This window comes from Hyphomicrobium sp. CS1BSMeth3 (assembly GCF_900117415.1).
Lineage (GTDB): Bacteria > Pseudomonadota > Alphaproteobacteria > Rhizobiales > Hyphomicrobiaceae.
Window position 1 is genome coordinate 610,525 of record NZ_FPEI01000004.1, and the last position, 24,665, is coordinate 635,189.

23 protein-coding genes are annotated in these 24,665 nt (G+C 65.6%); 5 read left to right on the forward strand and 18 right to left on the reverse strand.

The window, feature by feature from the left end:
• Positions 1-6: 6 nt before the first annotated feature.
• The gene (locus tag CS1BSM3_RS07100) at positions 7-291 is read left to right on the forward strand and encodes an acylphosphatase (protein WP_072386300.1); all 285 of its coding nucleotides are present in this window, start codon (positions 7-9) and stop codon (positions 289-291) included.
• A gap of 344 nt (positions 292-635) precedes the next feature.
• On the opposite strand, the gene CS1BSM3_RS07105 is transcribed toward CS1BSM3_RS07100, so the two are convergent.
• The 3 genes from CS1BSM3_RS07105 to CS1BSM3_RS07115 all read right to left on the reverse strand — a co-directional run bounded on the left by CS1BSM3_RS07105 (position 636) and on the right by CS1BSM3_RS07115 (position 3,156).
• Positions 636-1,514 (reverse strand): HpcH/HpaI aldolase/citrate lyase family protein, encoded by an 879-nt coding sequence (locus CS1BSM3_RS07105; RefSeq protein ID WP_072386301.1) that lies wholly within the window; start codon positions 1,512-1,514, stop codon positions 636-638.
• Between the two features lie 232 nt (positions 1,515-1,746).
• Positions 1,747-2,205, reverse strand: a complete 459-nt coding sequence (locus CS1BSM3_RS07110; RefSeq protein WP_072386302.1) for a MaoC family dehydratase — start codon at positions 2,203-2,205, stop codon at positions 1,747-1,749.
• 168 nt (positions 2,206-2,373) lie between these two features.
• Positions 2,374-3,156: an NAD kinase gene (locus CS1BSM3_RS07115; protein WP_072386303.1), complete on the reverse strand. Its 783-nt coding sequence runs from the start codon at positions 3,154-3,156 to the stop codon at positions 2,374-2,376.
• A 96-nt stretch (positions 3,157-3,252) separates the two neighbouring features.
• On the opposite strand from CS1BSM3_RS07115, the gene cutA reads away from it, so the two are divergent.
• The gene (cutA, locus tag CS1BSM3_RS07120) at positions 3,253-3,618 is read left to right on the forward strand and encodes a divalent-cation tolerance protein CutA (protein WP_072386304.1); all 366 of its coding nucleotides are present in this window, start codon (positions 3,253-3,255) and stop codon (positions 3,616-3,618) included.
• Positions 3,619-3,620: 2 nt separating this feature from the next.
• On the opposite strand, the gene CS1BSM3_RS07125 is transcribed toward cutA, so the two are convergent.
• The 3 genes from CS1BSM3_RS07125 to lexA all read right to left on the reverse strand — a co-directional run bounded on the left by CS1BSM3_RS07125 (position 3,621) and on the right by lexA (position 6,485).
• Entirely contained in the window at positions 3,621-4,589 is a 969-nt protein-coding gene (locus CS1BSM3_RS07125) for a fumarate hydratase (RefSeq protein WP_072386305.1), read from the reverse strand.
• 162 nt (positions 4,590-4,751) lie between these two features.
• Positions 4,752-5,723 (reverse strand): hydroxymethylglutaryl-CoA lyase, encoded by a 972-nt coding sequence (locus tag CS1BSM3_RS07130; protein WP_072386306.1) that lies wholly within the window; start codon positions 5,721-5,723, stop codon positions 4,752-4,754.
• A 57-nt stretch (positions 5,724-5,780) separates the two neighbouring features.
• Positions 5,781-6,485: a transcriptional repressor LexA gene (gene lexA / locus CS1BSM3_RS07135; RefSeq protein WP_072386307.1), complete on the reverse strand. Its 705-nt coding sequence runs from the start codon at positions 6,483-6,485 to the stop codon at positions 5,781-5,783.
• Between the two features lie 836 nt (positions 6,486-7,321).
• Here lexA and CS1BSM3_RS07145 point away from each other — a divergent pair.
• Positions 7,322-8,989 (forward strand): acyl-CoA dehydrogenase family protein, encoded by a 1,668-nt coding sequence (locus CS1BSM3_RS07145; protein ID WP_072386309.1) that lies wholly within the window; start codon positions 7,322-7,324, stop codon positions 8,987-8,989.
• Between the two features lie 20 nt (positions 8,990-9,009).
• On the opposite strand, the gene CS1BSM3_RS07150 is transcribed toward CS1BSM3_RS07145, so the two are convergent.
• Entirely contained in the window at positions 9,010-9,471 is a 462-nt protein-coding gene (locus CS1BSM3_RS07150) for a MarR family winged helix-turn-helix transcriptional regulator (protein WP_072386310.1), read from the reverse strand.
• Between the two features lie 312 nt (positions 9,472-9,783).
• On the opposite strand from CS1BSM3_RS07150, the gene CS1BSM3_RS07155 reads away from it, so the two are divergent.
• Positions 9,784-10,206 (forward strand): SufE family protein, encoded by a 423-nt coding sequence (locus CS1BSM3_RS07155; RefSeq protein WP_072386311.1) that lies wholly within the window; start codon positions 9,784-9,786, stop codon positions 10,204-10,206.
• A 408-nt stretch (positions 10,207-10,614) separates the two neighbouring features.
• Here the strand turns inward: CS1BSM3_RS07155 and CS1BSM3_RS07160 are convergent, their stop codons facing one another.
• From CS1BSM3_RS07160 to CS1BSM3_RS07180, 5 genes are all read right to left on the reverse strand, one after another.
• Positions 10,615-11,751 (reverse strand): trans-sulfuration enzyme family protein, encoded by a 1,137-nt coding sequence (locus tag CS1BSM3_RS07160; protein ID WP_072386312.1) that lies wholly within the window; start codon positions 11,749-11,751, stop codon positions 10,615-10,617.
• A gap of 18 nt (positions 11,752-11,769) precedes the next feature.
• Positions 11,770-12,333, reverse strand: coding sequence for a hypothetical protein (locus CS1BSM3_RS07165; RefSeq protein ID WP_083528409.1), 564 nt, complete (start codon positions 12,331-12,333; stop codon positions 11,770-11,772).
• 32 nt (positions 12,334-12,365) lie between these two features.
• On the reverse strand, positions 12,366-13,178 hold the full coding sequence (locus tag CS1BSM3_RS07170; RefSeq protein WP_072386313.1) for a class I SAM-dependent methyltransferase: 813 nt from the start codon (positions 13,176-13,178) through the stop codon (positions 12,366-12,368).
• A gap of 91 nt (positions 13,179-13,269) precedes the next feature.
• Positions 13,270-13,734 (reverse strand): CAP domain-containing protein, encoded by a 465-nt coding sequence (locus tag CS1BSM3_RS07175; RefSeq protein WP_072386314.1) that lies wholly within the window; start codon positions 13,732-13,734, stop codon positions 13,270-13,272.
• Positions 13,735-13,792: 58 nt separating this feature from the next.
• Positions 13,793-14,431, reverse strand: a complete 639-nt coding sequence (locus CS1BSM3_RS07180) for a carbonic anhydrase (protein ID WP_072386315.1) — start codon at positions 14,429-14,431, stop codon at positions 13,793-13,795.
• Between the two features lie 233 nt (positions 14,432-14,664).
• On the opposite strand from CS1BSM3_RS07180, the gene CS1BSM3_RS07185 reads away from it, so the two are divergent.
• Positions 14,665-16,716, forward strand: coding sequence for an AAA family ATPase (locus CS1BSM3_RS07185; protein WP_072386316.1), 2,052 nt, complete (start codon positions 14,665-14,667; stop codon positions 16,714-16,716).
• Positions 16,717-16,846: 130 nt separating this feature from the next.
• On the opposite strand, the gene CS1BSM3_RS07190 is transcribed toward CS1BSM3_RS07185, so the two are convergent.
• From CS1BSM3_RS07190 to nuoK, 6 genes are read right to left on the reverse strand one after another with little or no spacing between them, the layout of a single operon-like run.
• Entirely contained in the window at positions 16,847-18,559 is a 1,713-nt protein-coding gene (locus CS1BSM3_RS07190) for a ribonuclease J (RefSeq protein WP_072386317.1), read from the reverse strand.
• Positions 18,560-18,565: 6 nt separating this feature from the next.
• Positions 18,566-19,339 carry a biotin--[acetyl-CoA-carboxylase] ligase gene (locus CS1BSM3_RS07195; RefSeq protein ID WP_072386318.1) on the reverse strand — a complete coding sequence of 258 codons (774 nt, stop codon included), beginning with the start codon at positions 19,337-19,339 and terminating at the stop codon, positions 18,566-18,568.
• Between the two features lie 8 nt (positions 19,340-19,347).
• On the reverse strand, positions 19,348-20,796 hold the full coding sequence (nuoN, locus tag CS1BSM3_RS07200) for an NADH-quinone oxidoreductase subunit NuoN (protein WP_072386319.1): 1,449 nt from the start codon (positions 20,794-20,796) through the stop codon (positions 19,348-19,350).
• A 28-nt stretch (positions 20,797-20,824) separates the two neighbouring features.
• On the reverse strand, positions 20,825-22,360 hold the full coding sequence (locus CS1BSM3_RS07205; RefSeq protein ID WP_072386320.1) for an NADH-quinone oxidoreductase subunit M: 1,536 nt from the start codon (positions 22,358-22,360) through the stop codon (positions 20,825-20,827).
• Positions 22,357-24,306, reverse strand: coding sequence for an NADH-quinone oxidoreductase subunit L (gene nuoL, locus CS1BSM3_RS07210; protein ID WP_072386321.1), 1,950 nt, complete (start codon positions 24,304-24,306; stop codon positions 22,357-22,359). The genes CS1BSM3_RS07205 and nuoL overlap by 4 nt, the downstream gene beginning before the upstream one ends.
• A gap of 46 nt (positions 24,307-24,352) precedes the next feature.
• The gene (nuoK, locus tag CS1BSM3_RS07215; protein WP_072386322.1) at positions 24,353-24,661 is read right to left on the reverse strand and encodes an NADH-quinone oxidoreductase subunit NuoK; all 309 of its coding nucleotides are present in this window, start codon (positions 24,659-24,661) and stop codon (positions 24,353-24,355) included.
• Positions 24,662-24,665 lie beyond the last annotated feature (4 nt).

Below are 24,665 nucleotides of genomic sequence, written 5' to 3' on the forward strand. Positions count from 1 at the left end.
ACGCTGTTGAACGGGCCACGCACCGTTCGGCTGAGGATCGAAGGACGCGTGCAAGGCGTCGGCTTTCGCATGTTCGTCGAGCGCACGGCCGTTGCGCTCGGCCTCGACGGCTGGGTGCGCAATCGCCGAGATGGTGGCGTCGAGGCCGTCGTCTCGGGCACACCCGCCGCGGTCGAGGAGATGATCGCGCGCTGTCACGCGGGCCCGCCCGCTTCCCGCGTCGATCGTGTCGAGGTCCTGCCCGAGGACGAGCCCGTAGCACCGGGCTTCACCGTACGGCCGACGGTGTAGTCGCGCCTGCGGCGCGTCGTGGCTTTGCCACGAGCAGGGCCGCAGGCCCTGCACCCGCTCGGGGAGACCCCGAACCCCCTTCTTTTTATGACTTGGAGTTCGCCGCGAGCGCTCCAGCATCCCCTCTCCCCGCGTGCGGGGAGAGGGCAAGGGTGAGGGCGGCGGCATACGCCAACGTCGGTAAATGGCGCCGCCCCTCATCCTAACCTTCTCCCCGTGTAGAACGGGGAGAAGGGACAGCGGCGCGCTCGCGGCAAGCTCTGCTTCTCATAATGGCGGACGTTCCTCGTCGCGCCAGAAGTGCGGCCCAAGCACGTTGAAGTGTGGGGCGGCAGCGGTTTCTTCTAGCCCACCACACCCGCCGCCTTCGCCCGCGCGATGACTTTCTCCGCAAGCACGAGATGCGGCTTGTCGAGCATCTTGCCGTCGAGGCTGGCAACACCGGCCGCACCATCGAACGCAGCGATCACAGCGCGCGCGTGCGCGACCTCGGCTTCGCTCGGCGTGAAGACCGCGTTGATCGGTCCCACCTGATCGGGATGGATGGCCATCTTCCCCGTGAAACCATCGCGGCGTGCCTCGCGTGTCTCCGCTTCGAGCCCCTCGCGATTGCGGAAGTCCACATAGACAGTATCGATCGGCTCGACGCCCGCCGCCGCCGCCGTGATGAGGCAGAGATCGCGCACGAGCCGATACGGCGACGTGAACTGGCCGCGCTCATCACGGTTCGCAAGCGAGCCGACCACGGCGCCAAGATCCTCAGCACCCCAGCTCATGCCGATCATGCGCGCGCTGGCGCCGACATAGGAGCGCAGGTTCAGCACCGAGATCGGCGTCTCCGTCACGATCGGCAGGATGCGCGTCGCGCCCGAGGTAGCGCCGGCTTCGCTCTCGGCATGACCGAGCGCGATCGAGAGGCGGTGCACATCCTCGCCGGAGTTGGGCTTCGGCATGATGATGCCGTCGGGCCTTGCGGGCATCACCGCTTCGAGGTCCGCTTCCCAGTCCCTGCCGTCGATCGGATTGATACGCACATAGAGGAGCGGGCTGTTCGCGCTCCCACGCGTCTCGCGGACGAAAGCTGCCGTCAGTGCGCGCGCTGCAGGACGGTTCGCCGGCGCAACGGAATCCTCGAGATCGAGGATCAGCGCATCGGCGCCGCTGGCCATGGCCTTGGCGAGCTTTCTCTCGCTGTCGCCGGGAACGAAGAGCAGTGAGCGCATGAGCCCTCCCCTAGTGTGATGATCGAGAAATTCGCCAAATCAGGCGGCACGATAACGAGCGAATTTCTCGATCTGAATCACACGAGAAAGATTATGGTTCTAGTGTCTCTTATGATTCCGAAGTTCGCTCGGGACACGAGCATCGAGTTCAAGTGAACTTACGGATAGGGACACTAGCGCGGATCGCGTGGTCTTTGCCCGCGTATACCGCTCCCGGACCGCCCGATCCACCCTAAGCAGCCGCAGGCGCCTTGCGCATGAAGCCGGCGCGACGACACTCGGCGACGAGCTCGCCATCCTGATTGTAGGCGCGATGGAGAAACTCGACGATCCCGGCATCCGGGCGCGACTTGCTCTCGCGCACGGCGACGATCTCCGTCGTCACATGCAGCGTGTCGCCGTGGAAGACCGGATGGGGAAAGCGCACATCCGTCATACCGAGGTTACCGATGGTCGTGCCGAGCGTGGTATCGGCGACTGAGATGCCGATCATGAGACCGAGCGTGAACAGGCTGTTGACGAGCGGCTTGCCCCACTCGGTCTTGGCGGCGAAGTGATGATCGATATGGAGCGGCTGTGTATTGAGCGTGAGACAGGAGAACATCATGTTGTCCATCTCAGTCACGGTGCGCGTGATCGCGTGCTCGAATACGCGCCCGACCTCGAACTCCTCGAAGTACAGTCCCGCCATGGGTGTCTCCGTCCCGAATCTCCGTGCTCGTCGGCTTGCATGGCGCGCATGAGCCTGCCCGGCAAGGCGCAGGAATTCGTTCCTATATTCTTGTTTAATCGTACCGTGCGCCCGCGAACCCGGCCCGCAGCCGTGTGAACAGCAAGCGCAGTCCGCCGGCTAGTAGCTTCAATAACGAAACTGCTCCGACAAAATGCGCTCGTCCAGGTCGTGACCGGGATCGAACATCATGAAGAGGTCGATATCCGAGGCCTGCGAGACTTCCACCTGAACGACGGAACGGAACTCGACGTTGTCAGCAACCGCGCTGACCGGGCGCTTCTCCGGCTCCCGTATGGCAATGCCGATGCGCGCCGTATTGGCGATCAGCGCGCCGCGCCAGCGCCGCGGCCGGAAAGCGCTGATCGGCGTCAGCGCCAGGAGCTGGGCGTTGATCGGGATGATCGGGCCGTAGGCCGAAAGGTTGTAGGCAGTAGATCCGGCCGGCGTCGCCACAAGCACACCATCGCAAACCAGCTCGTCGAGGCGCACCTGCCCGTTCACCGAGACCGAGAGCTTTGCCGCCTGATGAGTCTGGCGGAAGAGCGCCACCTCGTTGATGGCGAGGCCCTGGTGGCTCTCGCCGGCCGCATCGACCGCCGTCATGGTGAGCGGATGGATCTTCGTGATCACCGCCCGCTGGAGCCGCCCGATGAGGTCGCCTTCGCTGAACTCGTTCATCAGGAAGCCGACCGAGCCGCGGTTCATGCCGTAAATCGGGATGCGATCGCGCATGAAGCGGTGCAGCGTCTGCAGCATGAGGCCGTCGCCGCCGAGCGCGACGATCGCATCAGCTTCCTGCGGCGCGGCGTTGCCATAGAGGTGCACGAGCCGCTCGAGCGCGGCGCGGGCCTCGGCCACGTCACTCGCCACGAACGCGATCCGCTCGAACTTCCGGGCGCTCTCGGCCATCGGCTTCCATCCACGCGCTGAGCCCACTACCATGCCGGAAGCGGCAGGCGGGGCGCGCGGCGCACTTTAGAGGGCGCGGGAAGGCAGACGCAAGCAATGGAAAAAGATAGCCCTATTCCGGTGAAAGATGGGCCTATCCTGGTATATGCGACCTTCCCCTCGCGCGCGGAGGCCGAGCGCATCGGCGGGCGGCTCGTCGACGACGGGCTCGCCGCCTGCGTCAACATCCTCCCCGGAATGGTCTCGATCTACGTCTGGCAGGGAAAACGCCAGCAGGACGAGGAATGCGCGATGATCATCAAGTCACGCGCGACGCTCGCCGCCCCGATCATCAGGACGGTGCGCAGCCTTCATCCGTACGAAAACCCGGCACTCGTCGTCCTCGACATTGCCGGCGGCGCGCCGCCCTTCCTCGACTGGATCCTCAGCCAGACGGCGACGCCCAAAGCCGGCACGCCCTGAGCCTACTCGGCCGCCTGCGGCCGTGTGGTGGGCGTCCCCTCCCATTCGACACCGCTGCGGCGCATGTAGTCCGTGAACCAGAGCGGGTCCGTGCGGAACTCCACGCGCCCATCCGGGTAGATGCGGGCCGTTGCGCGCCGCGAGGAGAGGCAGAACATGTGCACGCTCATGGGCATGCCGCCCGTGTGGCAGTAGCCGACCTCGATGTGGCAGTCGACGACCATGCTCGAGCCCATGAAGCCCATGGCGCCCATGCCGATCGAGTTGCCGATCTCCTTGAGCTCTTCTTCGAGCGCCGCGATCTTGGGATCGGGATTGCGGTCCCCCACCGTGCGCAGACAGGCCGCCTGCTTGCCGAGCACCACGGAAATGTCCTTCGAGCCCCCGAGGCCAACGCCGACGATGGCCGGCTGGCAGGCGAGCCCGCGCTTGCCGAAGGCGATCAGCGTGTCGAGGTAGAAGCGTTTGATGCCGTCGATGCCATCACCCGGAAAGAGCATCCGGTAGTCGGTGCCGAAGAGACCGCCTTTGTGCACGGTCGTGAGATCGATCCAGTCGCCTTCAGGATGGAAAGAGTATTCGATCTCGGGCGCGCCGATGCCGCAGTTGTTGTCATGGTCCGTGCGCCAGAGCGGGTGCACGCGGTTCGGCCGGAGCGGGATCGATTGCGTCGCGTTGGCCGTCGCGCGCCTGAGCGCATTTTCGAGCGCCACAGGCCCGCCCTCGATGCGCGCCTCGTTACCCATCTTCACATACCAGCGCGGCACGCCCGTATCGCCGCACATGGCGCGGCGGTCTTCCTTGGCAGCCTCGTAGTTCTCGAGCATGGCCTGGATGACGAAGGCCGAGAGATCGCCCTTCTCGGACTTCGCGCACTGGCGCAGGCCCCCGAGGTAGTCATCGGGAATCTCGATCGCCGCCTTGGCCATCAAGGCCTCGGCCGTCTTCTGGAGGGCTGAGATGGGGGTCATCGCCTGCTCTTCTGGTTGATTGTGTGTGGTCGATCGTGCGCCGGAACCGCGCTCGGCGCGCACAATGTGTGTTCGGTCCGCATTCTGGGCCGTTACGTCTCGCCCAGCAAGGCCACGCGCGCATGGCCCCGCAGCATCGGGCGCGCCCCGCGCGCTGATGGATCAGGCGGCCTTGGCGGCGCGGATCTGCTCCCGGAGCCGATTGAGCGTGCCGCCGCCCTTGACGGAGCCGGGGAGCGGATGACCGACGATCTCCTCGGCCAGAAGCGCGGTCTGAACGAGGCGCTCGAGGTCGACCCCGGTCGAAATGCCCATTTCCTCGCACATGAAGACGAGGTCCTCGGTGCACACATTGCCCGCAGCACTCTTGTGGGCGGCAAAGGGGCAGCCCCCGAGGCCCGCCACGGCCGCATCGTAGGTGGCGACGCCCATCTCGAGGCCGGCATAGGCATTGGCGATGCCCATGCCGCGCGTATCATGGAGGTGCAGCGAGAGCTCCAGATCCGGCCAGCGCCCGCGCACCGCGCCGACGAGGCGCTTGATCGTCGCCGGCGTCGCCCAGGCCATGGTGTCGGCGAGCGAGAGCGTCTTGATCTTGAGGTCGTGCGCGGCGGCGATCTCGAACACCTGGGCGACGAAGCCGAGCAGGCGCTCGGTCGGCATGTCACCTTCGAAATTGCAGCCGAAGGAGGCCATGATCGAGGCCTTCTCGACCGGCAGACCATGCGACTTGTAGAGCGCGATCGATGCCGACTGCGCGTCGTAATTCTCCTTGAGCGTGCGGTTCTGGTTGCGCTTGACGAAGGTCTCCGACGCCGTGAGCGAGATGCGGCCCGCCATGTCATAGCGGCCCGAGGCCATGGCGCGCTCGAAGCCCTTGTCGTTCAGCCAGAGGCACGTGTAGCTCACGCCATCGCGCTTCTTGAAACCGGCCGTCACGGCTTCGGCGTCCGCCCAGCCAGGGACGTTCTTCGGGTTGACGTACGAGACGCACTGGATCTGTTTGAGGCCGGTCTCGGAGAGGCTGTCGATCAGCGCGATCTTGCGCGCCGTCGGGATCGGCCCCTTCTCGATCTGGAAGCCCTCGCGCGGGCCCTCCTCGTTGATCCGGACCGACCTCGGTAGATCGCTCATGGTGCTTTATTCCCGGTGCATGACGGCGGCAATCGGCCGGCGCCACACCATGCGCGCTCAGTAGCGCCGGATCAAGCCCACGAGACGGCCCTGCACCTCCACCTGGTCGGGCCCGAAATGCCGGGTCTCGTAGTTCGGGTTGGCGGCTTCGAGCGAGACCCGTCCGCTCTGCCGGTAGATGCGCTTGAGCGTCGCCTCTTCCTTCTCGACCAGGGCGACGACGATATCGCCGTTGCTCGCCGTATCGGCGCGCCGGATGATGACCGTATCGCCGTCGTGAATGCCGGCCTCGATCATGGAATCACCGACCACCTCCAGCGCGAAATGCTCACCCGAGCCGAGCATATCGGGCGGGCACACGACGTCCTGACTGTGATCCTGGATGGCACTGATGGGCACACCGGCCGCAATACGTCCCATCATGGGCACTGCTGTGCCGGCGCTCTCCGGCGGCGCCGCTGCCGGACTGGGCGCGCTACCGCGACCTCCTTCGATGACCTGCGGCCGGAAAGGCATCCTGAGGGTAGCCGGTGCTTCCTCCTGCAGGGCCTCGGGCAGCTTCACGATCTCGAGGGCGCGCGCGCGGTGCGGGAGGCGCCGAATGAAGCCACGCTCCTCGAGCGCGGTAATGAGACGATGAATGCCCGACTTCGACTTCAGGTCGAGCGCCTCCTTCATCTCCTCGAAGGAGGGGGGAACGCCCGTCTCCTGCACGCGCTGGTGGATGAGCAGGAGCAATTCCTTTTGTTTCGCAGTCAGCATGAGATCTCCATTCCAATGCCGGTGCTGCGTCCATATGGAGACCGCGCACCGCCGCGATCGATGACTGCCGCACACGACCTAATCGTACAAAGCAGGAACACCCTAGATGTTCTAGGCTTGTTCCGCAAGCACTTTCCTCGCACGCCCTTTTTGCTGTGCAAAAAAGTCTTTCGCTCAATCACGAGATACCGGTTCGCCGCAACCAGTTCAGGCGGCATTCATAGCCGTCGCCGTATGGTCGCTGCGCGTGCGAACGAAGATCTCTCGATCGTCCGAGAGCGCGCCGGCGGACACTTGTCCCGCACGCATGACGTCCGTCGAGCCCGGATCCGGCCACCCGTGTCGCGCTTCGAGCTTCCGTTGAGGTGCAGCCGTGCATCGCGCGGTCGCTTTCGAGGGCCCGTTCAAGACCTTTTGCTCCCGAATTTCGCTTCCGCTGGCATACTTGTGAGAGCGCCGCGCCGCATGGGACGGCGCCTGTGAATGGGCCGCCCGATGAGACGCGCTTTACTGATCGCTGCACTCTCACTCCTGCTGCCGACCCCGGCCGTGGGAGAGCAGCCGCGACACGTGCAGGGCATACCGCCCGAGGTGGCGCCGTTTGTAGTTGCCGAGGCTTCCTGCGCGAGCCTCTGCCGCCAGCGGCATAATCAGTGTCGCATCTCGACCAGGGGCTCGCCGCGTTGCGATGCCGAGCTTCAGCGCTGTCTCAAGGGCTGCCTCGCCGCGACCAAGAAGCGATAGCCTGAAACGAGGTCAGGCGGCCTTGCCGGCGAACGCTCCCGGTGCGACGCTCGGACAAGCGCTTCAGCCCCACCGCTTGCGGAGAGGCCGCCATGTCCCAGCTCTTCTCGACGCACGAGGTCACCAACCAGGCGCCCCCCTTCGAGGGCCGCAACCTCTTCGCGGATGATACTCCCCTGCGTTCGGCCGTCGCCCGCTACGCCCCCCAAGCGGCCGACGCGCTCCACGCGCTCGGCACTACATTCGGCAGCCAGGAAGCCTTCGAGCGCGGTCGCCTCGCCAATGAGCACCCGCCGCGCCTGAAAACCCACGACCGCCAGGGCCGCCGCCTCGACATCGTCGAGTTCCATCCGGCCTACCACCAGTGCATGGCAACCAGCTTTGCCGCCGGGCTTCACTGCAGCACGTGGGAGCATCTCGCGACACCGGGCGCCGCCCCGGCTCCCGGCGCCCAAGCGGCCCGCGCCGCCGGCTTCTACATGGCGGCACAGATGGAATCCGGCCAGTGCTGCCCCGTGACCATGACGCACGCGGCAATCTCGACATTGCGGCTCGCCCCGGCGCTGGCCGCCGAGTGGATGCCACGCATTCTCTCGCGCACGTACGATCCGTCCTTCCGCCCGGCGCGCGAAAAGACCTCGGTCACGTTCGGCATGGGCATGACCGAGAAGCAGGGCGGCACGGATGTACGCACGAACGCGACGACCGCCGAGCCTATCGCGCCCGGCGCCGGTGGCGGCACGCATCGCCTCATCGGCCACAAGTGGTTCATGTCGGCGCCCATGAGCGATGCCTTCCTCGTGCTCGCGCAGACCCCGGGCGGCCTTTCCTGTTTCCTCCTGCCGCGCTTCCTGCCCGACGGTACGATCAACGCGATCCACTTCCAGCGCCTCAAGGACAAGCTCGGCAACCGCTCCAATGCCTCCTCGGAGGTGGAATTCCACGGCGCGGAGGCCTGGCTCATCGGCGAGGAAGGGCGCGGCGTTCCTGCCATCATCGAGATGGTCACGGCGACTCGGCTCGATTGCGCGGTGTCCTCGGCGGGCCTCATGCGCCTGGCACTCGCCAATGCCGTCCACCACACGCGCTATCGCACGGTCTTCCAGCGCCATCTCATCGATCAGCCCCTGATGGCAGCCGTGCTCGCCGACATGGCGCTCGACGTGGAAGCCGCGACGGCGCTCTCCTTCCGCCTTGCGGCGGCTGTCGACGCCACGCCGCACGACGAACGCCAGCGCGCCTGGGTGCGGCTCATGACGCCGGTGACCAAGCTCTGGGTCTGCAAGCTCGCGCCGGCACTGGTCTACGAGGCCATGGAGTGCCTCGGCGGCAATGGCTATGTCGAGGATGGCCTGCTCGCGCGCATCTACCGCGAGGTTCCGGTCAATGCGATCTGGGAGGGCTCCGGCAATGTCATGGCGCTCGACATGCTCCGCGTTCTCCAGCGCGAGCCGGATGCGGTGGCGATGGTGCTTGAGGAGATCGCCACGAACGCGACCGGCAGCACCGCCCTCCACGACGCGGTGGCCCGCATCAAAGGCTGGCTCTCCGACCCTCAGAACATTGAAATGCGGGCGCGCCAGATTTCCGAGGCTCTGGCCGTCCTCGCCGCCGCAACGCTGCTCAACGCGCAGGCCCCGGCCGCCGTCTCCGATGCCTTCATCGCGACGCGCATCGGCGGCCTTCCGCGCCAGCTCTATGGACAGGAGCTCCAATCGTCAGACGTGCGCGGGATCGTCGACCGCGTTCTGCCGTCCTGAGACATGGAGAATGGAAGGTTCTACGCAGCCTTCGGCGTCGGATGTGTGCTCAGGCCACCGATAATGGCCTCGAGCGCCGCAAGCAGATCGTCGCGGCGCGCACCCGGTACCTGCTCGAGCAAACGCTCCTCGACCCGGCGGGCCGCCGGCTTCGTCGCAAGCAACACGTCACGCCCTTCCGGCGTGAGGCGCACCACATAAGCGCGCGCATCGGAGCGCGAGCGACGACGATTGAGCAGCCCACGCTTGACGAGCCGCTTGACGATATCCGCAAGCGTCGAGCGATCGATGCCGGTCGCGTCGACGATTTGGGTCTGGCTCGCGCTCTCGAGCACTTCCAGCGCAGCCAATACTGCGAACTGCCGCGGTGTCAGGTCGGCGCCCGAAGTTTCGCTGGCGAAGAGCTCGTCCGCTGCCTGACTGGCACGATGGAGCATGTGGATCGCGGACGTATCCAGCTCCGGTGATGTTTCATTTCTCATGTCGAAGCGCCCTCGCACTAAAGGGAGTTACCTCGATCGGCCCATCAGCACACGGAAACACGGCGGATGCGTGGCGCCGCGTCGCCAGCCGCCGCTGTACCGGTTGCATAGGGCATTGCATTATCACGCAATTGTTCAGCACTGCTTCACGAACCCGTGCTTAGACCTCCGAGCTGAAGCGTTCACTCCCTTCGCCAATAAACCGTGTCCCCCGCAAAAGGTTCCCGGGGGCGCGTCGCTGCGGCGACTTGTCTTGAGCTGCCCGCGCACCACGTGTAGGACAACAGCAATCGAGAACCTCCCAGGCCTCACATGACGCTGGACGACATTCGCGCCGACTTCGCTCTCCTCGACGATTGGGAGGACAAGTACCGCTATGTCATCGAGCTCGGCCGTGAGCTGCCCGCGTTCGACGAGACGAAGCGTACGCCCGAGAACAAGGTGCGCGGCTGCGTGAGCCAGGTGTGGCTTGCAACGCGCTGGCCCGCAGGCCCTGGCGGCGCGCCGGTGCTCGAGATGCAGGGCGACAGCGATGCGCACATCGTGCGCGGTCTCGTCGCGATCCTCCTCACGCTCTTTGCCGGCCGGACGGCGGAGGAGGTGATCGGCACCGACGCCCGTGCCGTTTTCGGCGAGCTCGGGCTTTCCGATCACCTGACGTCACAGCGCTCGAATGGCCTCAATTCCATGGTCCAGCGCATCCGCGCCGACGCCGAGGCCGCGCTCGTCGAATAGTGCCGCGGGCTGCTGGGAAGAGGTGCTGTGGCTTCCTGGTACGGCCTACCGGCCGGCGCGCAGTCGCGCGCTCATGACTGCTGTGCGCCGGTGCCAATCGCGTCCCCTCGCCCGCGAGCGGACAGCGCTCGCGTGTTGCGCCCTACTTCCCCCTCTCCCCATTGCCTTCAATGGGGAGAGGGTCGGGGTGAGGGGCAGCGGCTTGCACCGACGTCAGCGTATGCCGCCGCCCCTCATCCTAACCTTCTCGTCGCGCCAGCGGCGCGCTTCCAGCGCGACAAGGACGGGGAGAAGGGACATGCCGGCGCTCGTGGCGTGCTCCGAGTCCATAAAAGACGGGGGTCCGGGGGTGTCCCCCGGGCGGGTTGCAAGGGCGGCAGCCCTGCTCGTGGCGAAGCCACGACCAGCTTACCCCAAAGCCTGATCCAAATCGGCGATGAGGTCGGCAGGATCTTCGAGGCCGACGGAGAGGCGCAGCAGATCCGGCGGGCACGGCGTGCCGGCGCCTTCGACACTCGCGCGGTGCTCGACGAGGCTCTCCACACCGCCGAGCGACGTGGCCCGCTTCCATAGCTGCACGCGCGCAGCGACAGCGATCGCTGCAGCCTCGCCGCCAGCGACGCGGATCGAGAGCATCCCGCTGAAGCCGCCCTGCATCTGCTTCGCAGCGACGTTATGGCCGGGTCCCGGCAAACCGGGATAGAGCACCTCGACGACACGGCGGTCGGCCGCGAAGTGCCGCGCGATGGTCATGGCCGACGCCGACTGATGCGCGACGCGCAGGTGCAGCGTCCGCATACCGCGCAGCAGGAGCGAAGCCTCGAAAGGCGACAGCACGGCACCAAGCCCCGAGCGCAAGCTTTTCGCGCGGTCGAGCAGCGCATCCGCGCGCGCAAAGAGCAGCGCACCCGCGATGATGTCCGAGTGACCGTTGAGGTACTTGGTCGCCGAGTGCATGACGATATCGGCGCCGAGCGCGATCGGCTGCGAGAGCACCGGTGTCGCGACTGTCGAGTCGACACCGAGCAGCGCCCCCGCCTGATGGGCCGCCTCGGCTACTGCCGCGATGTCGCTGATGCCCCAGAGCGGATTGGCCGGCGTCTCGATCCAGATCATGCGCGTCTTGCCCGGCCGGATGGCCGCACGGATCGCATCGAGGTTCGTCGCATCGACGAACGTCGCTTCGATCCCGAGCGTCGGCGCGATGTTCGCGAGCCATCCCTTCAGCGCCCAGTACATGACCTCGGGCGCGACCACGTGCGCGGGCCGTTCGAGCGCGAGAAATGCCGTCGTCGCGGCTGCCATCCCCGAGCCCATAAGCATACACGCCGCAGCGCCTTCAAGCGCCTCCAGAACGCTCTCCGCCTGCCGCACGTTCGGGTTATCGGGGCGCGCGTAGATGTAGCCGCGGCGATAGGCATTGTCGGGATCGCGCTCGAAGGTCGAGGCCATCTGGATCGGCGGCACGATCGCGCCCGTGACGGGATCGACAGCGCCGCCCGCTTGCGCGGCGATCGTGCTCGGTTGCCACTTCGGCTTGCTCACGTTGCCGTTCCTTCGCGATCAGCGCGGCTTCGTCAGAATTCGCAGCGTCTTGAACGAGCCCGTGTCCGTGAAGCCGCGCTGAGCCTTCAGCCCTTCGATGACCGCGAGCGTGGCCTTGTAGCCATCGGAACCCGTGTAGAAGTGCATCTCGCCACCCAGCCTGATCCGGTCCGCAAGGACGAGCGTAAACTCGAGATCGGTCAACGCGCCATAGGCGTCGTTCTTCTCGGTGCGGAACTCGCAGGTGTGAAAGTTCGTGACGTAGTCGAACTCGGGCAGCAGGCGCGGATCGAGCTGGTAGATGTCGCCGAAGTAGGCCTTGTATGTGGCGCCGAGCCTCGGCTTCTCGATGAGCAGCTTGATGTAGGCATCGTATTCGCCGGGCGATGCCGTGATGCCGAGCACGGCGTTGTTGGAGCCGTTCTCTGCCGTCCTCAAGCCCAGAATGTGATGGCTGCCCGTGCCGAAGTGGAAGATCGAAGCACCCTTGATGCCCTTCTCCTCGAGGTACTCGGCAAAGTGCACGTCGCAAGGGCACAGGCGCTCGTCGAGCCCCCAGCTCGCATCCCAGAAATTCAGCATCTAGGCACTCCAATGTTCAGGCAGGGCAACGTTCAGGCAGGTTTGCGTGCAATGGCAATGAGCTCGTCGAGCGTGAAGCCGATCTTGTCGCCATCGAACGTCGGCTTGAGGAAAGCAGCGAAGGCCCCCTTCGCGCCCGTCAGCATGGCGCGCAACTCGACCACCGTCGCCTCGGGCACCTTCATGGTCTTGCACCATGTGGCGAAATCCATGGCCTTGGGCGCGTGCTCCGTATGCACGAGCTGGAGGCCCGCCGCGGCAATGTCGCGCGTCCATTCGGCGGTCGTCAGTGCGCGGCCGTGCGAGGGATCGCGCTTCTTCTCGAAGGCATTGTAGGCATCCGCGGCCGAAGCCAGCTCCGCCGACGGAAAGCCCGCCGTCGTCGCCTCGTCCGGCGAAACGTTGTCGACCAGCGCGAACGTGCCGCCCGGCTTCAGAACGCGGCGGCTCTCGCGGATGAATGCCGGAATGTCCGGGAAGTGATGCGGCGCGATGCGGCATGTCACGAGATCGAAGCGCGCATCGGGAAAGGGCAGCTTCTCGGCATCGGCGGCCGCCGTCGTCATGTTGGCATAGCCCTTGGACGCGGCAAGCTTGGCCGCCTCATCGAGCATCTCGGGTGTGAGGTCGCTCGCGATCACCTCCCGCACGTGCGGCGCAAAGGCCAAGGCCGTGTGCCCGGCCCCCGTCGCAATATCGAGCGCCGCCCAATCCTTCCCCGGCTTCACCAGCTCGACGAGGCGGGCGAGGCTCGCCCCCTTGGCGTGCACGGCCGATGTGGCATAGGCCGCGGCGTTGGCGCCGAACTGCTGCTGGACGAGGGTCTTGGGCGCTATCTCGGACATCGGTGCGGGCTCCTGCCAACTCGAGCGGGGCCAACTCGAGCGGGCGGACTATACGCCGTCTGCCATGGCCCGCGAAAGGCGCGATTGTGGCCTACCTGCGCGGCACCTCGGGGCAGCCGGCGCCGGGCGGTCGGCCCATGATCTGGACGGAATAGAACGTCGGCGTCTCGCCAGGAGCGCGGGCCACGCCGACGCCGATCTGCGTCACTTTCGGCGAGGCCATGTTCGCGCGATGGCCGGGAGAATTCTTCCACCCTGTCACGACCGTCCCCGCGAGCGCGCTCGTCGAGTAGCCCTTCTGGTCCCGGCGCCAGGAGAGATTCTCGGCAAGCCAGCAGAAGCGATAGCCCTGTGCCCTCACGCGCGCATCCATACTGCGCCCGTCCGCCGTGTGGGAGAGGGCGCCGGTTTTGGCGAGGTAAGCCGCATAGGCGCGCGCAGCCGCTGCAAGCTGTTTGTTCGAGGACAGCGTCCCGAGCTTCTGCTCGCGGCGGAAGGCGTTCGTCATCTGGATGATGGCGACCTCGGTCTTGGGAAGATCGGGCAGAGTGGTCATACGCAGACGCTCACACGTTGCTTGGACGAGTTCGGGCAGGATATGGGCCGGATATGGATCAGAGCGGGACGAAGCTGTTGGTTGCCTCGTTGAGGACGGAGAGCTGGCCGGTGGAGATGTCGAAATAGGCGCCGTGCAGGTTGAGGCGCCCCTTGCCTTCGAGCGTCTGAACGCAGGGGAAGGTCCGCAGATTGGCCAGCGAGACCTTCACGCCCTCGCGCTCGAGATCCGCCCGCATGGTCGGAGGCGGCTGCCCGGCATTCGCAGCAATGAGGCGATCGCGCGCCTCGTCGAGCATGGACATCCAGTTGGCGATGAACTCGGCCTCGGTCTGGCGCGTGGCCTCGTGGTCGATACAGGCGCGCACACCGCCGCAGCTCGAATGTCCGATCACCACGATGTGCTTCACACGCAGATTGAGCACGGCGAACTCCAATGCCGCGCTGACGCCGTGGAACTTGCCGTCCGTTTCGTAGGGCGGCACGAGGTTCGCGACATTGCGCACGACGAACAGCTCGCCCGGCATGGCGCTGAACACAGCCTCGGGCTCGACGCGACTGTCACAACAGCTCACGACCATGACCTCGGGGCTCTGGCCATGGCTGGCGAGCTGCTCGTAGTCATCCTGGTGCGGGATGAAATGGCGGAGCTTGAAGCGCCGGTAGCGGTCGGCAAGGTGATCTGGAAAATAGCTCATGCGACTCCGGTGATGAGGGTTGCCATCAAGGTTGTATCGGCGGGAACTTGGGCCCCGCGGCTGAAGAAATGGCTGGAGCAGCCGGGAAGCGCAAGCAGGAACTTGATCTTAGTGCGTCTGAAGCGGCCCGGCGCCCATCTTGGCAGCAGAAGCAATACCTTCCCGAATGGCGGTAGCCGGCTTAGCATGGGCCATCGGGGGATCCCTGCCCTTCAGCCGGCGGCAAATCAATAATGAGCATGATTACGGACATCGAGCGCGGCCTCATTGCGCGCTACCTGACCCGGCTTCTCGTTCGGCAGGATCTGACGCTGCGCTCGGCGCGCAACCTGCTCGTCTGGCTGAACGAGCGTTCGGATGTTCTGAGCCTGCCGCTGCCGACCCCGCTCGTCGAAGCCCTCGGCGGCTACATGGCCTACAAGCCTGCCGAGTTCGAGAAGGCCTGGTCGAAGCACCGGGACGCCGTCGTCGTCAGCCTCGACCGCGCCGCCAAGGAGACGCCTCGGCCCGAGCCCATGGCGACGAACGTCGAGCGCCTCGTCGAAGCCCTCGGCCTTCCGAATGCCGCCTGGCGCCTGCTCGGCCTCTTCACCTGCTCGACGCGCTTCGAGCAGGTGCAATATCTCGCCAATGCCGCCGCCGACTACTGCGGGCCCATGACGCGCGCCGTCTCGCTCCTCTGCGATGTGCATCCGCGCGCCACCGAGGAGCTGCTGGCACCGGGCGGCGAGCTGGTCGCGGCCGGCCTTCTGCAGGTGCGTGACCAGAGCACCACGCTCGCTGGGTACGATGCGCGCTTCACGATCCCAACGCGCGTCAATGCCTGCCTCGAGCGCACGTTCAGCTCGTTCGACGAGATGCGCAACGCCATCCTCGGCGATCCGCTCGCCCCGAGCGTGACCATGGGCGACTACGACCACATCACGGCCGACCGCGACCTCATCGCCGCAGTCCTGCGCGGTGCCGTCGACACAGGCGCGACGGGCGTCAACATCCTGCTCTATGGTCCGCCCGGCTCGGGCAAGACGGAGCTCGCCAAGGTCGCGGCCGTGGATGCAGACGCCGCGCTCTTCGCGACCGGCGAAAGCGCCTCCGACGAGCGCGAGGCGGACCGCTCCGAGCGCCTTGCCGACATCACGTTCTCGCAGCGCCTGCTCGGGAGCCAGCCGCGCACGGCTCTGCTCTTCGACGAGATGGAAGACGTCGCCGTCCACCTCATCAGGCGTGGTGGCTCGAAGGTCTACCTGAACCGCCTGCTCGAAACGAACCCAGTACCGATCATCTGGACGTCCAACGAGCTACAGCACATCGACCCAGCGCTGCTGAGGCGCATGACGCTCGCCATCGAGCTGAAGCGGCCGCCCGCCGTCCAGCGCCAGCGCATTCTCGAACGCCTCGCCGCGCGTATGGACTTGAAGCTCACGGCGAGCGAAGCCGAGGCCCTCGCGCGCCGGCTCGATGCCACACCCGCAATCTACGAGAATGCCCTCAAGGCGGCCAAGCTCTCGGGCGGCGGCGCGGAGGCCATCGAGCGCGCCGCGCTCGGCATTGTCCGCGCGGTCTCGGGCGTCGTCGCGCGCAAGGCCGGCGCGATCCCCGATTTTGATCCCCTGCTCGTCTGCTCGGATCAGGATCTTGCCGCGCTCTCCGACCGCCTCGTCGCCGCGCAGGCGCGCGCCTTTTCGATTTGTCTGTCGGGACCACCCGGCACAGGCAAATCCGCCTTCGCGCGCGACCTCGCGCGACGCCTCGGGCTCGAGATCATCCTCAAGCGCGCCTCCGACATTCTCGGCCCCTATGTCGGCGAGACCGAGCGCCAGATTGCCGGCGCATTCGAGGAGGCACGCGAGAGCGATGCCATGCTCGTCTTCGACGAGGCGGACAGCCTGCTGCTCGATCGCCGCGATGCCACACGCTCGTGGGAGATCACGCAGGTCAATGAGATGCTGACGTGGATGGAGGACCATCCGCTGCCAGTGTGCTTCACGACGAACTTCATGGAGCGCGTCGACAGTGCTTCGCTGCGCCGCTTCACCTTCCAGATCGTGCTGAGCTATCTCGACAAGCCCGGCCTGCGCCGCGCCTGGCAGGTCTTCTTCGGCACGGACCGTATTCCGGCAGAGGCCGCCGGCATCGCCAATCTCACGCCCGGCGACTTCGCGAAGGCGAGAAAGCAGGCGGAGGTGCTCGGCGTTCTCGACAATCCCGCGCGTCTTGCCGAGATCATGAGCGACATCAGCCGCTCGAAGCCGGACGCGCGCGGGAGCTTGGGGTTCGTGAGGTAGCGGGTATCCCCTCTCCCCGCCTGCGGGGAGAGGGCTAGGGTGAGGGGCCGGAACTTGCGCCAACGTTTGAGTATGCCGCCGCCCCTCATCCCGACCTTCTCCCCGTAAGGACGGGGAGAAGGAGAGGAACTCACCCCTTCACGTCGAGCTGCGAGACCATCACGCGCACGACAGACTTCTTGCCCCACACTTGATCGACCGACGCGCGCACGGCGCGACGCACGGCCTCGCGCACCATCTCCACATCGCTGCGGCGCTTGGGCGGGATGCTCTCGATCGTGCCTTCGACGACATCGAGCACCATGTCCTCCATGGCGCCGCCGCCCGGGCGCTCGGAGGGAATGCCCTCCATGACCACCTCGGGATCGTCGAGCATCTTGCCGTTGCGCGAAAGCACGAGCGACACGACGATCACGCCGACATAAGCGAGCTTGCGCCGCTCGCGAATGCACATGTCCTCGGCGCTGATCAGCAGATTGCCGTCGCGATAAATGCGCCCGACCGGCACCTCGTCGACGATCGCCGGACGGCCCGGCGCGAGGGCGACCACCTCGCCATTGATCGCGACAACGACCTCCTTGATGCCCGCGGCCCGCCCGAGTTTGGCGTGCTCGGCAAGGTGGCGCATCTCGCCGTGCATGGGCATGAGGATCCTGGGCGTTAGCAAGCCATAGAGTTGCTTCAGCTCATCGCGCCGCGGATGCCCCGTGACGTGCACCAGCGCCTCGTTGTCGGTCACGAGGTCGGCGCCCATACGCACGAGCGAATTCTGGATGCGCCCGACATCCCGCTCGTTCCCGGGAATAGTGCGCGAGGAGAAGATGACGAGATCGCCCTTCGCAATCGAGATGTCAGGATGCGCGTTCTCGGCAATGCGTGCGAGCGCGGCGCGCGGCTCGCCCTGGCTCCCGGTGACCAGCGCCACGATCTCATCGCGGCGATAGTCGCTGAAGCGCTGCTGGTCGGCGTACACGAAATCCGGCGGCAGGTAGCCCGTCTCGATCGCCACCTGGATGATGCGATGGAGCGCGCGCCCCGCCACGACGAGACGCCGCCCCGCTGCACGCGCCGCATTTGCGACAGCCAGCACGCGCGCGACATTCGAGGCGAATGTCGTGACGATCACGCACTGCTCGGCCTGCTTGATGATGCGCGCGAGCGATGCTGCGACATCCTCTTCCGAGGGGGAGCGGCCGTCGCGCATAGCATTCGTCGAGTCGCAGACGAGCGCCAGCACACCCTCCTCGCCGAGCTCCTTGTAGCGCAGCTCGTCCGGCGGCAGGCCCGCGCCCGGCGACTTGTCGAGCTTCCAGTCGCCCGTGTGGTAGACGAGGCCATGCGGCGTGCGGATCGCGAGACCGTTCGGCTCGGGAATCGAGTGCGCCTGATTCACGAGCTCGATGGAGAACGGCCCCACATCGAACGTCCCGCCGAGCGGGATCTCGTGGATCGGGATCTTGAGCTTGCCGCCCGTCTGCTCGGCGAGCTTGGTCTTGAGCAGCGTTGCCGTGAAGGGCGTCGCGTAGATCGGCACCTTGATGCGCGGCCAAAGCTCGATGACCGCGCCGAAATGGTCCTCGTGCGCGTGCGTGAGCACGAGACCGCAGAGATCCTTCGCCCGGCTCTCGATGAACTTGAGATCCGGCATGATGACATCGACGCCGGGATCGAACTCGCCTTCGGGGAAGGTAATACCGAGGTCGATCATCAGCCACTTGCGCGCGCGCTCGGGGCCGAGGCCGTAGAGATAGCAGTTCATGCCGATCTCGCCGAGCCCGCCGAGGGCGAGGACGACCAGCTCACTATCGCCTTTGGATTCCGGTGTGCGCGTGCGTGCCATCATGTGACCTCAGGCCCGCTCGGACGGCAGCACAGTGACGTCACCGAACGTGAAGCGGCGCCGCCCAGCCAACGGCAGATCGATCAGCAGGGCGCCATCGTCGTCGAGCCCCGCGAACGCGCCCGCGACCGGGCCATCCTGCGTCTTGATCTCGAGCGGGCGCCCGAGCGGTATGGCGCGGGCGGCCCAGGCGGCGCGGATCGCGGCGAAGCCGTCGGCTGCTTCCCATGTGGCGAGCCAGTGCGCGGTGTGCGCGACGAGCAGGTCGAGAACTTCGCGCGCCGCGAGAGAGCTCCCACGCGCGGAGAGAGAGGTTACCGCCCGATCCGAGACGTCCGGCGCGGAGGCCACATTGATGCCGATGCCGATGAGCGACATGAGCGTGCCGCCATAGGTGCCGGACTCGATGAGAATGCCCGAGATCTTAGCCCCCTCGATCAGCACGTCGTTCGGCCACTTCAGCTCGACACGCCCGGCCCTGCTGCCGGTGAGGGCTTCGGCGACCGCATCGTAGGTGGCAACGCCGGCGACCAGTGACAGCTCCGGCAGTCGCGCCGGCGGACAGTTCGGCGCGAACAGCAGTGTCGCTGCGACATTCCCTTCGCTGGCCTCGACCCACGCGCGGCCCGAGCGGCCCTTGCCCGCCGTCTGGCGACGTGTCGCAATCCAGATGGGCCCGCGCTCACCGGCGGCCGCACGCCGATGCGCCTCGTCGTTCGTGGAGCCGACCTCATCGAGGAGCTCAACCGGAGGCAACGCATACGGGAGAGGCCGGTCCGGCATCAGATTTCCTAGAAGAGCGTACGCGCTGCCGCTGCTGCTGCCTCGACCAGCGGTGCGGAAATGATGGGCAGCACGAAAGCGATGACCAGCACCATGGCCACCCACTGCACGGCCCTTTCCTTGGGCAGCGTCGGCTCGAAAGGCTGGCCGGCCTCATCGAAGAACATCAGCTTCACGATGCGCAGATAATAGTAGGCGCCGACCACACTCGCGAGCACGCCGATCACGGCGAGCGTATAGAGCTCCGCCTTGATGGCTGCCATGAACACGTAGAGCTTGGCGAAGAAGCCCGCGAGTGGCGGGATGCCGGCAAGCGAGAACATGAACATGGCCATGGCAAAGGCCATGGGCAGATTGGTCTTGGAGAGGCCTGCGAGCTCGCTGATGTCCTCGATGGCCGTGCCGTCGCGGCGCATGGCAAGGATGACCGCAAAGGCACCGAGCGTCATGACGACATAGATCGCCATGTAGAGGAGCACACCCTGCACGCCCTCGACCGTCCCCGCGGCGAGACCGACAAGCGCATACCCCATGTTCGCGATCGAGGAGTACGCCATCAGTCGCTTGATGTTCGTCTGCCGGATGGCGGCGAAGGCACCGAGCAGCATGGAGGCGATCGCGAGGAACACGACGATCTGCTGCCACTGCGGCTGCACGCCCGCGAACATCGAGATGACAATGCGGATGAAGAGCGCCATGGCCGCGACTTTCGGCGCGGAGGCGAAGAAGGCCGTCACCGGCGTCGGCGCACCTTCGTAGACGTCCGGCGTCCACATGTGGAAGGGCACGGCCGAGATCTTGAAGGCGATGCCCACGAGCAGGAAGACGAGACCGAAGACGAGCAACAGATCCTGTCCTGCCCCCGGTGAACGCGCGGCAGCGGCAATGGCCTCGAAGCTTGTCGCGCCGGCAAAGCCGTAGAGCAGCGAGGCGCCGTAGAGCAGCATTCCCGAGGAAAGCGCGCCGAGGACAAAATACTTGAGGCCAGCCTCGCTCGAGCGCGTCGAGTCGCGCCGGATGGCCGCGACCACATAGAGCGCGAGGCTCTGAAGCTCGAGGCCGAGGTAGAGCGAAATGAGGTTGTTGGCCGAGACCATCATCATCATGCCGGTAGCCGCCAGCAGGACGAGGACGGGATACTCGAACTTCAGCGCCTTCCTCTCGGACATCTCGTCGAATGAAAGGACGAGCGCGCCGGCCGCGGCGACGAGCACGACGATCTTCATGAAGCGGCCGAAGGAGTCGATGACGAAGGCACCGTCGAAGAGCTGCTGCTTGCCCGCACCCTGCAGGACAGCGAAACCCGACGCGAGCAGCACGGCGACTGCCAGCCACATGATGCGGCCGGCTTCCTCCTGGGCTTCAGGTCGGAACACACCGAGCATGAGAAGCGCCATGGCGCCGAGCGCGAGGATCAGCTCGGGAAGCAGCGGGGCATAGACGGCGAGGGCGGACATCTGAAAAGCGAGCCTCTCTCAGGTGTGCTCAGCGCGTTGGCGCCGCTGCTGGACTGATGACCACGCGCGTCGCGCTCTCGCCACGCGCTTTCTTGACGGCCGTCGTGTGCCGCTCGACGAGCTGGTTCACGGACTTCGCGGTGACATCGAGCACGGGTGCCGGATAGAAACCGAACAGAATGGTCAGGATGACGAGCGGCGCCATGAAGACGATCTCGCGCGGCGTCATATCGGCAATGGCCTTGAGCTTCGGCTTCTCGAGCACGCCGAAGATCATGCGGCGGTAGAGATAGAGCGCATAGGCCGCCGAGAGGATCACGCCCGTCGTTGCGAAGAAGGCAACCCAGGTATTGGCCTTGAAGGCCGACAGGAGCGTGAGGAACTCGCCGACGAAACCCGACGTGCCCGGCAGGCCGACGTTCGCCATGGTGAAGACCATGAAGCAGAAGGCGTAGATCGGCATTCGGTTGACGAGGCCGCCATAGGCCGCGATCTCGCGCGTGTGCATGCGGTCATAGACGACGCCGACGCAGAGAAAGAGCGCGGCCGAGACAATGCCGTGCGAGAGCATCTGGAAGATCGCGCCGTCCACGCCCTGCTGCGAGAACGTGAAGATGCCCATGGTCACGAAGCCCATGTGGGCGACGGACGAGTAGGCGATCAGCTTCTTCACGTCCTCCTGCGCCAGCGCCACGAGCGATGTGTAGACGATCGCCACCACCGAGAGCAGGAACACGAGCGGCGCGAAATCCACGGACGCCACCGGGAACATCGGCAGCGAGAAACGCAGGAAGCCGTAGCCGCCCATCTTCAGCAGGATGCCCGCCAGGATCACGGAGCCCGCAGTCGGCGCCTCGACGTGCGCGTCGGGCAGCCACGTGTGGACGGGCCACATGGGCATCTTCACCGCAAAGGAGGCGAAGAAGGCGAGCCACAGCCACCACTGCATACCGACGGGGAAATCCGTCCTCAGCAGCGTCGGGATGTCGGTCGTGCCGGCGTACCAGTACATGGCCAGCATGGCGAGCAGCATCAGCACCGAGCCGAGCAGCGTGTAGAGGAAGAACTTGAAGCTCGCGTAGACGCGCCGCGCACCGCCCCACACGCCGATGATGATGAACATCGGGATGAGGCCAGCCTCGAAGAAGATGTAGAAGAGCACGAGATCGAGCGCGCAGAAGACGCCGATCATCAGCGTTTCGAGCACTAGAAACGCGATCATGTATTCCTTGACGCGCTCCTCGACGGATTCCCAGCTCGCCAGGATGCAGAGCGGCATGAGGAAAGCCGTCAGCACGACGAACAGCATGGAGATGCCGTCGACGCCCATCTTGTACTTGATGGGACCGAGCCACGCCCGCTCCTCGACGAACTGGAAGTCGGGGTTGGCGGGATCGAAGTTGATCCAGATGATCAGCGAGAGCGCGAACGTGAAGAGCGTCGTCCAGAGCGCGATCCAGCGCGCGTTCTGCTTGGCTTCCGAATTAAGGAAGCACATGAAGATCGCGACCGTCGCCGGCAGGAAAGTGACGACGGACAGGAGGCTGTTGCCGGCGAGGTTCATCGCACGCCTCCCGTGCCGAGCATGAACCAGGTAATGAGCGCCGCGAGCCCAATGAGCATGGCAAAGGCATAGTGGTAGATGTAGCCCGTCTGCAGCTTGGCGACGTTGTTTGCCGTCACGAGCACGCGGTTCGCGGTGCCGTCGATCGTGCCGTCGATGACAGCGCCATCGCCCTTCTTCCAGAGGAAGTTGCCGATCGCGAAAGCGGGCCTGACGAAGATGCGGTCATAGAGCTCGTCGAAGTACCACTTGTTGAGCAGGAAGAGGTACAGCGGGCGGAAGGCGTTCGCCGTCGCCTCGGGCAGCCAGGGCGCCTGGATGTAGTAGACGTAGGAGAGGCCGAAGCCCGCCAGCATGGCGAGGAACGGCGACACCGCGACCCACGCCGGCACCTCGTGAATGGCGTGCATGATGTGGCTGCCCGGCCCTTCGAAGATCGCCTTGCCCCAGAACTCCTTGTAGCCGTCGCCGACGAATAGCCCCTTGAACATGAAGCCGGCGAAGATCGCACCCGCTGCCAAAACGAACAGCGGCACGAGCATCACATAGGGGCTCTCGCGCGCGTGCTCGTAGGTGTGGTGGTCGGCGCGTGTGCGGCCGTAGAAGGTCATGAACATGAGCCGCCAGGAGTAGAACGAGGTCATGAAGGCGGCGATAACCAGCAGCCAGAAGGCGTAGTTGAAGGGCGTGTGCCCGGCATAGGCCGCTTCCACGATCACGTCCTTGGAGTGGAAGCCCGCAAAGCCCGCAACGAACGGAATGCCGACGCCGGTCAGCGCCAGTGTGCCGATCAGCATCATGGCCCAGGTGATCGGGATCTTGGAGCGCAGGCCACCCATGTGGCGCATGTCCTGCTCGTGATGCATGGCGTGGATCACCGAGCCCGCGCCAAGGAACAGGAGGGCCTTGAAGAAAGCGTGCGTGAAGAGGTGGAAGATGCCCGCCGAATATGCGCCGACGCCAATCGCCGCGAACATGTAGCCGAGCTGCGAGCACGTCGAGTAGGCGATCACGCGCTTGATGTCGTTCTGGACGAGGCCGACGGTCGCCGCGAAGAATGCCGTCACGGCGCCAACCAGCGTCACGACCTGCAGCGCGACCGGCGCATACTCGAAGAGCGGCGAGAGGCGCGCCACCATGAATACGCCGGCGGTCACCATGGTCGCAGCATGGATCAGCGCCGAGACCGGCGTCGGGCCTTCCATGGCGTCCGGGAGCCAGGTGTGCAGCAGGAACTGCGCCGACTTGCCCATGGCACCGACGAACAGCAGCAGACACAGCGTCGTCAGGATGTCGACCTCGTAGCCGAGGAAGCCCATGGTCTTGCCGGCGTGCTGCGGGGCCGCGGCGAACACGGCGTCGAGGCTGATCGTCTGGAAAATGAAGAACACGCCGAACATGCCGAGCGAAAAGCCGAAGTCGCCGACACGGTTGACGATGAAGGCCTTGATCGCGGCCGCATTGGCCTCGGGCTTCTGATACCAGAAGCCAATCAGCAGATAGGAGGCGAGACCCACGCCCTCCCAGCCGAAGAACATCTGGAGGAGATTGTCCGCCGTCACCAGCATGAGCATGGCGAACGTGAAGAGCGAGAGATAGGCGAAGAAGCGCGGCCGGTGCGGATCCTCGTGCATGTAGCCAATGGAGTAGATGTGCACGAGGGCCGAGACCGTCGTCACGACGACGAGCATCACGGCTGTGAGCGTATCGACGCGAATACCCCAGGAGACGTCGAGCTCGCCCGAGGAGACCCAGCGCATGAGCGTGATCTTGTCGGTCGCGTGTCCGATGCCGACCTGCCAGAAGGCAACCCACGAAAGCACCGCCGCGATCACCAGGAAGCCCGAGGTGATCAGCTCCGCCGGGCGCGGGCCGATGAAGCGGCCGAAGAAGCCGGCGATCAGCGCGCCGAGCAGCGGGAGGAAGACAATGGCCTGATAGATCATGCGTTGGTCCCGGAAGGCGCAGACACGGAAGAGCCGGCGGCGCTAGCTAGCCCTTCATCATGTTGATGTCTTCGACCGCGATAGTGCCGCGGTTGCGGAAATAGACGACCACGATCGCAAGGCCGATCGCCGCCTCGGCGGCCGCGACCGTCAGCACGAACAGCGCGAACACCTGGCCGGTGAGGTTGCCGAGGTAGCTCGAGAACGAGACGAGGTTGATGTTGACCGCGAGCAGCATGAGCTCGACCGACATCAGGATGACGATCACGTTCTTGCGGTTGAGGAAGATGCCGAAGATGCCGAGCGTGAACAGGCACGCCGCGACCGTGAGATAGTGTCCGAGCCCGATATCCATGGTG